Source organism: Caldivirga sp. UBA161 (genome assembly GCF_002506515.1).
Lineage (GTDB): Archaea > Thermoproteota > Thermoprotei > Thermoproteales > Thermocladiaceae > Caldivirga.
The window spans coordinates 1-6,929 of the sequence record NZ_DAXS01000033.1; the positions used below are offsets into that span (position 1 = coordinate 1).

Below are 6,929 nucleotides of genomic sequence, written 5' to 3' on the forward strand. Positions count from 1 at the left end.
TATCCTCCCAAGTAACACGAGGTATCCTAATGTTCTCCACAGGCTTCTCAAGCACCTTAACCTGAGTCTCATCATCAACAATAACCGGCGTGTTATTTGGCTTAACTTGAATAGCCTGGAATATTAGGGATTGCCCAAGCACCAGTATTTGTATTAAGTCACCCTCCATTAGTACGTAGTCCTTAAGCCTCTGCTTAACGTAATTCTCGAAGTTCTGCTCAATGGATAAGGTCATTGAGACTGGGGCTAATTTAACTAACTGAGCCTGCTTAGCCTCAGTTACCTTTACTTTAACAGTATCGTTAACGCTAACGTCAGCGTTCTTCCTAATGATTGAATTCATTCTAATAACCCCCCTACCATCATCCTCAGGTAAACCATACATTACCTTAGCGGCCGTTAGCCTCTTACCTTTAATGTAAACCACGGTACCTGGTTCAATACCGTAATCCCTCATAATAGTTGGATCAATGCGAACAATGGGCCTACCAGCATCCCTCTGCTTAGCCTCCGCCACCCGAAGCTCAATCCAATCCTCCTCACTGGACATAGGGGAGAATTAAACTATGGGTTTATAAAACTTTTAATACCCCGCAACCTTAGGCATGAGGCAGTAAAAGCCAACCCAAGGCTAGGGCTAGTTGGTTTTTAGAAGCTAACCCTAGTGAAGTACTCAAGCTCAATACCTCCAATGTCCTCTATCTGGGACAGTATGTTCTCAATCTCATCGCTGGTGTACTCATCTGACTCAGGCGTAATTATGTGTATTTTCAAGGCCTTAATACCGAAGCCAATCTCCTCCTCCTCAATACCCTTAACAGGGTACTTTGGCTCAAGCTTACCCTTAATAACCTGCTTAAGCTTCTCGTAATCAACATCCTCCCTACTTGGAGTAACCCTGTACACGTAGTATATTTGAGCCATTTAATTCATCACCATGTCCCCTAAAATACGCATTATATAAAATTTACTGTACCATATAAATTAAGCACGAATCAAGGCTTAAACACACTTAAATTTAATCAATAATAATGGGCTTAATTAGGGGCCCTCGAAACCACACACAGGGCACTTATAGGTGTTTCCCTCCCTCCTACAGCGTTCGCACCTCCAAATCTCATACTTACCGCAGTTTGGGCATAGGAAGTGGGTTGCCCTCTTAAATGGTGCAATTGGGCTACCGCACGATGTACAGTAGTAAACCTCTGGTCCATAAAGCTTCGGCCTCGGCCTAGAGCGCGCGCTTACTGTTGCCATTACCCAGCCACTATTTTAAGTGTTTTTAAGGATTTAGCGGGCTCAGGATTACTTCACGTTAACTGAAGTAATGGAGCCTTGGACTGAACCTGAAAAACCTTATTAATAACCACTCATTTACTTAACCCATGAAGTGGAGGTACCTAGCCTTAACAGTAGCCGTAGCAGTATTAGTGGTTAGCGTTATTGTAGTTCACTCAGCTACCCAGCAATCAGTAGTTTCAAGTGATCCTTCAGTTAATTACACGATCGCAGTTAACTCATCATTAACCTGTACGGCAGCACGCGTCAACATAATAATGGCCCAGGAACTATACATTAAGGTACTCACCATAGCCAACACCACCGGTGGGTACTCAATAATTAACGCTGACCTGCTGGCTGCCTTTCAACTCTTAAGCAAGGCTAATGAAACGCTTAACCTTGGTGAATGCGCTGAATCCCTTAACTACACTAGGCAGGCGGTGGGCTATGAGGCGGAGGCGTACGTTACCTTAATGAGCAGGTTAAGTAATGAGGGGGCTGTTAACTATACGTGCTTATCAATAATAGACCTAATTAAGGCTAAGATTAATGCCGCCGTGGAGTTAAGCTTAAGGCTCAATAATACTACAGCATATGATGAAGCGCAATCCCTACTTAAATTCCTGAACTCAAGTAACTTAACATGCATTGAACTTAACCATGTAATGGATGAGGCATCAGCATTGTTAATTAGCCTTAAGCATGAGGAGGAGGCGGAATTAGCCAATAGCCTTTACATTAGAGTTAAGGCCTTGGCTATTACATACATTAAGGGTAGTGAATATGGCCGCTTAGCCCAATTAGCATCAATGCCTAATAGTAGTTACTGCTCATACATTAGGGAGGCCCTAGCTAATGCGCTTAATCAGTATGCTGATGAAGTTAATCAGACCATGAGTGAATTATTAGTTAAGGGGAATTTAATAGGCGTATTATCAATGAATAACACCATTAGTAAGCTTGGTGAAGTTCTAAGCATTTTCAAGGCGCATAAGTTATACTGCGTTAATGCCTCATACGTGTACCTTAATGGCACAGTAACAGTGGCTAAGGTAAATGCAATATATCGTGAGTTAGGGTATAATGCAACAGCATTAAGCCTAGTGGGTCGCGTCGCTTCTCAGGTTAAATTAAGTTACTTAAATGGTACATTAGATTTACTTATTTCAAATATTTACGCTAAATATAATGTAAGTAATACATTAAATATGATCAAGTATATTAATCATACGATTAATAATTATGTAGAAAAAGGCATGCTTAAGTGGAGTAATAATGGGTACATAGTAGGCATCCCAATGCCTAAGAATATTGCAAGGCTCCTTAACTTAACTTGGAGTAACTTCACATCATCAATATATGAGTTAAACCAATGTAGGTCAATATATGCGTTAATTAATAACACTACCATTAACATTATTAGGGTTAAGGGCCTCAACAATACCCTCCTTCTGGACCTTGCCCTTAAATTATACTTAATGAGGGTTTACTGCCCCATGGCCTTCATGCACGCTAAGTTAGCTGAACAATCACTGAATTACTTCATCACCTACTTCAATAATTCAACAGGCGTAAACCAGTCATGGCCGCCTTAATATTAGCCTTAAAGTAAATTCATTATTATTAGGGTTAAGTTTTAGAGGGTTCTGTTAATTTAGTAAAATGAGGGGTTTATAATGAGTAGGGTAATTGTAACCGGTGGGGCAGGCTTCATAGGAAGCCACCTGGTGGATAAGCTTACAAGGAGTGGGTATGAGGTTACCGTATTGGATAACTTCAGTAGTGGGGATTTAAGTAACCTTAAGGAGTCATTAAGTACAGGTAGGGTTAATGTTGTTAAGGCTGACCTTAAGTATTGGGGGGATTGGGTTAATGAGTTTAAGGGTGCATACGCAGTATTCCACCTAGCCGCTAATCCTGAGGTTAGGGTATCTGCAGTGGAGCCGAGGAGCCACTTTGATAATAACCTGGTTGCAACCTTTAATGTGGCTGAGGCAGCCAGGGTGAGTGATGTTAAGTATATTGTCTTCGCCAGTAGTAGTACAGTGTATGGTGATGCTAAGGTTTTACCAACACCTGAGGATCACCCAATAACGCCCATAAGCGTCTACGGTGCCACTAAGGCAGCTGGGGAAATTATACTGGATACGTATTCTAGGCTTTACGGCATTAGGGTTGTTAACTTAAGGTACGCTAACATTGTTGGACCTAGGTCAAGGCATGGCGTAATATACGACTTCTACATTAAACTCACCAGGAATCCCAGGGAACTTGAGGTTCTTGGTGACGGTAGCCAGAGGAAGAGCTACCTGTACATTGATGATGCTGTTGACGCAACATTATTCCTATTTAATAAGCTAGTTAATAGTGGGCTTCAGGAGCAAGCCTTTAATGTTGGTAATAAGGATTGGGTTACGGTAATGGACATAGCTAGGATTGTTATTGAGGAGCTTGGTTTAAGGGATGTTAACGTAGTTACCAGGGCCATGACCCCTGATGGCAGGGGTTGGTTAGGTGATGTTAAGTACATGCTCCTTGATGTTGATAAGTTAAGTAAACTGGGTTGGTCACCAAGGTACAGTAGTGCTGATGCCGTTAGGTTAACTATTAGGTGGCTTAAGGGGAATGCCTCCTAGCCCTAATCCTATACGCCTTAGCAACCTTAAAGTTTGTGACCAACTCCATTGCATCCTCCTTGGGTAAAATAACTAAATCACCCACAGTGGGTTCACTAATCATATTACCCTTACTGGTCTTAATGCTGAAGTAGTTTGAAGTGAACCTAACTATCATAACCCTGCTCGGCGCCTTAAGTATGCTTGGCTTAAGTAGGCGCTCTAAATCCTCCAATACTGAGGCCAACTTAGCCTCCTCAACCATAAGGTTACCCCTTGGTACATTACCCTCCGAGGCTTGGTCAAGTATCTTAAGTAACCTAGCCCTAAGTAATGCAATTAATAGGTCCTTAACCATACTTAAGTACGTTGAGGTTAAAGTATTCTCCAATGCCCCACCAAACTTAACGTCACCCACCAGCTTATTAATCAACTCCCTATAAGACCTGTAGGGTAATTTCACAAGTTCCCTACTCTCCTGCTCCATCTTAACCAAGTCCCTTAACCTATTTAACTCCTGCTGATCCATTACTCTACAGGGCTAATTCATCAAGCCTATTTAAAATCTCACTGTATTTACTATTCCTCCTAAGCTCATTAACCTCACCCTTCTCATACTTATAGACAACATCAGCCTTACTGGGTTCAAAATCCCAGGGGGCAACTATTAGGTAATCACCGATCCTAATCCACATCCTCTTCCTATACTTACCAGGTATCCTAGCTATCCTAATGTTACCATCCTCGCAAATAACCTTAACCCTATCATCGCCAACTATGTCAGTAACCTTAGCAAGCATCTCTCCTTCATCCGGAATCCTAACCTTAGACTCTGCACTCACAGGAACCCAGCCCCAGGACTCTTAATAAACCTCCCGCCAATTAACATAATTAATTTAACCCCTTAGACGTATACGTGTAGTATACGTATACTTAACCCTGAGAGAGTAAGCTAGCAAAGTTAATAAGCATCAGTTTTATTAAGAATCATGAATAGTGGTCATCATGTTCAGGGTAATGGTACTGGATAACTGCATTGGCTGCGGAATATGCTGGACAATATGCCCCAAGGGCGTATTGGTTGGTAAGCTTAGGGTTAAGGCTATGGTGGTTTCGGAGGAGCAGTGCATGGGTTGCTTCTCATGCCAATACAACTGCCCCTTCAGCGCAATAATAGTTAAGGTTAACCCTGAGGAGGCTAAGAAGTCACCTTGATTTTGATCCATGTGTTTAATTCACCATTGCCCTGAATCTCGTAGGCTGTCCCATTCTTTACTTGTTCAGCAAGCCCAGTGGCTGGCCAACTGGTGGTTGGTTCTAATGCTGTTGCGTAAATCCTACCGAACCATGGGTAGTTGGGGCTGTTTAATGGCCTCCACATCCACATTGACCTGAAGATTGATGAATCCCAATTAGCCTCAAGCCTAATGCCTAAATCCTCATTAATTAACCTAAACCAATTACCCTTAACAGTGGGCACGTAGACTAAGTCCTCAGTATTAATGCTCCTTGGGAACCTTGATAAATCAACAACCTCCCCACCCTTAGATTTAACCATTGGGAATAAGCCCCTATAACCAGGCTCAAGTATTGATGGGGAGTTAAGGTACTTATCAACCTCCACCTCAGTACCCTCAGGAAGCTCAAGCACAGTACGCTCACTCAGTAGGTCACCACCGAAGTTTGGGTGGTGTAGCCATGAGAATTTTAATGCCTGATTACTTAAGTTAATTAACCTCTCCCTAATTAAAACCTCATTACTGTTAATTAACCTAATCCTCCTATAGAGTTTAAGTGGGTACTTCCTTAAGGTAACAATCATTAGTATTGAGTACTCATCAACCTCCTCATCATACTCAACCCTCCACGGTAAGTAGGGGGCCTCATCATGTAGGCCGAAGGATGCACCAGCATACCTTGAGGCATAGCCAGCGTTAGGAATAACCTCAAACCAACCACCGAAGAAGACTACATTATAGAAGTCCTCAGGCATTAAACCCTCCCTAAAATGCTCAATAGGCTCAGGATCCCTATGATGGTAAAGCAACTCATAACCACCATACTTAATACTCCAAATCAAACCACCAAGCTCAGGAATAACACTCACTTCAAGCTCATTCCTACTAACCTTAACCACCCTCAACCCACCCACAAACCACCCATCATAAATCATACGGACCCCTAAGTTTAATTCAACGCACTATTTTATAACTATACCTATTACTTATAATGCGTTTATTCACTGTAGTTATGAAGCCTCTATTACCAGGAGCTGTATTCATCATTAATTATGGCATTTAATATCCTCCTAATTATTTTACTTAAATTCCTAGATAATGTTGATTCACTCACACCCAATTCTTTAGCTAACTGCCTAACCGAGGTCCTCCTTGGTGCATCAAATAACCCCTTCTCATGGGCTATTCTTAATAACCTCTCCTCATCACTGCTTAGCAGTACTTTAACTTTACTCCTCACTATGGCTGTTATTACTTCCTCAGGATCTAATGCCTCCTCCCTTACCCTACTTACCTCACCATTACCACTAATAATACCTATAAACATATTAATAACCTTACTGCTTGGGAATAGGAAAACCCAATGCTCAACACCGCCACTGGTACTATACCCTATCTCTGAACCACCAAGAATGTGAGCCTTAAACCTAGTTGAGTCAGCATAATCACCCCTTACAATCATTAGTATTAATCTAGGGTAAGTGGAGTTAATGGGTTTAATATCATCAATACTTAATACATTCTTATGATTATTCAGGATTCTAAGGAAATTCCTAAAGTCAAGCCTACTACCAACCTTAACCAATGCATATTCCACAATGAATGGTAATGAGGAGTCAACGAAACTACTTAAAACCTTATACTCAATATTAAGCTCAGAAGCCTTAACAGTCCAGTCAGAGTAATGATAATAATCCAGTGAAACCAACCTAACTGAATTAAATGAATTAAGCAACATTAATGCATCAACATTATACACAATAATTAATTACATTCAAGGGCTTTATTAATTTTT

Annotated in this window: 8 protein-coding genes and 2 pseudogenes; 3 read left to right on the forward strand and 7 right to left on the reverse strand. The window is 41.4% G+C overall.

Annotated elements, in window-relative coordinates; all coding sequences use genetic code 11:
* The 3 genes and pseudogenes from BP896_RS03765 to BP896_RS03775 form a co-directional block, all read right to left on the reverse strand.
* Window positions 1-550 (reverse strand): annotated as a pseudogene (locus tag BP896_RS03765) (AAA family ATPase); the annotation flags it as partial.
* Between the two features lie 98 nt (window positions 551-648).
* Complete coding sequence (locus BP896_RS03770; RefSeq protein ID WP_291765816.1) at window positions 649-924, reverse strand: elongation factor 1-beta; 276 nt, start codon at window positions 922-924, stop codon at window positions 649-651.
* A gap of 117 nt (window positions 925-1,041) precedes the next feature.
* Window positions 1,042-1,194, reverse strand: a pseudogene (locus tag BP896_RS03775) (zinc finger domain-containing protein); the annotation flags it as partial.
* A gap of 191 nt (window positions 1,195-1,385) precedes the next feature.
* Between BP896_RS03775 and BP896_RS03780 the strand changes: the two are divergent.
* Window positions 1,386-2,876: a hypothetical protein gene (locus tag BP896_RS03780; protein ID WP_291765820.1), complete on the forward strand. Its 1,491-nt coding sequence runs from the start codon at window positions 1,386-1,388 to the stop codon at window positions 2,874-2,876.
* Window positions 2,877-2,957: 81 nt separating this feature from the next.
* A complete protein-coding gene (locus BP896_RS03785) occupies window positions 2,958-3,917 on the forward strand; it encodes an NAD-dependent epimerase/dehydratase family protein (protein WP_291765823.1) in 960 nt (319 codons plus the stop codon).
* On the opposite strand, the gene BP896_RS03790 is transcribed toward BP896_RS03785, so the two are convergent.
* A complete protein-coding gene (locus tag BP896_RS03790) occupies window positions 3,898-4,425 on the reverse strand; it encodes a hypothetical protein (protein ID WP_291765826.1) in 528 nt (175 codons plus the stop codon). The genes BP896_RS03785 and BP896_RS03790 overlap by 20 nt on opposite strands.
* Before the next feature lie 4 nt (window positions 4,426-4,429).
* Window positions 4,430-4,738 (reverse strand): translation initiation factor aIF-1A, encoded by a 309-nt coding sequence (locus tag BP896_RS03795; protein WP_291765828.1) that lies wholly within the window; start codon window positions 4,736-4,738, stop codon window positions 4,430-4,432.
* Window positions 4,739-4,901: 163 nt separating this feature from the next.
* Here BP896_RS03795 and BP896_RS03800 point away from each other — a divergent pair, with 163 nt between their 5' ends.
* Window positions 4,902-5,111: a 4Fe-4S dicluster domain-containing protein gene (locus tag BP896_RS03800; RefSeq protein ID WP_291765833.1), complete on the forward strand. Its 210-nt coding sequence runs from the start codon at window positions 4,902-4,904 to the stop codon at window positions 5,109-5,111.
* On the opposite strand, the gene BP896_RS03805 is transcribed toward BP896_RS03800, so the two are convergent.
* Complete coding sequence (locus tag BP896_RS03805; RefSeq protein ID WP_291765836.1) at window positions 5,095-6,048, reverse strand: aldose 1-epimerase; 954 nt, start codon at window positions 6,046-6,048, stop codon at window positions 5,095-5,097. The genes BP896_RS03800 and BP896_RS03805 overlap by 17 nt on opposite strands.
* Before the next feature lie 110 nt (window positions 6,049-6,158).
* Complete coding sequence (locus BP896_RS03810) at window positions 6,159-6,893, reverse strand: helix-turn-helix domain-containing protein (protein WP_291765839.1); 735 nt, start codon at window positions 6,891-6,893, stop codon at window positions 6,159-6,161.
* Window positions 6,894-6,929: the final 36 nt, after the last annotated feature.

Coding starts and splice junctions, on each gene's coding strand:
- BP896_RS03785 (WP_291765823.1), top strand. CDS start 2,958: ATGAGTAGGGTAATTGTAACCGGTGGGGCAGGCTTCATAGGAAGCCAC.
- BP896_RS03770 (WP_291765816.1), bottom strand. CDS start 924: ATGGCTCAAATATACTACGTGTACAGGGTTACTCCAAGTAGGGAGGAT.
- BP896_RS03780 (WP_291765820.1), top strand. CDS start 1,386: ATGAAGTGGAGGTACCTAGCCTTAACAGTAGCCGTAGCAGTATTAGTG.
- BP896_RS03800 (WP_291765833.1), top strand. CDS start 4,902: ATGTTCAGGGTAATGGTACTGGATAACTGCATTGGCTGCGGAATATGC.
- BP896_RS03790 (WP_291765826.1), bottom strand. CDS start 4,425: ATGGATCAGCAGGAGTTAAATAGGTTAAGGGACTTGGTTAAGATGGAG.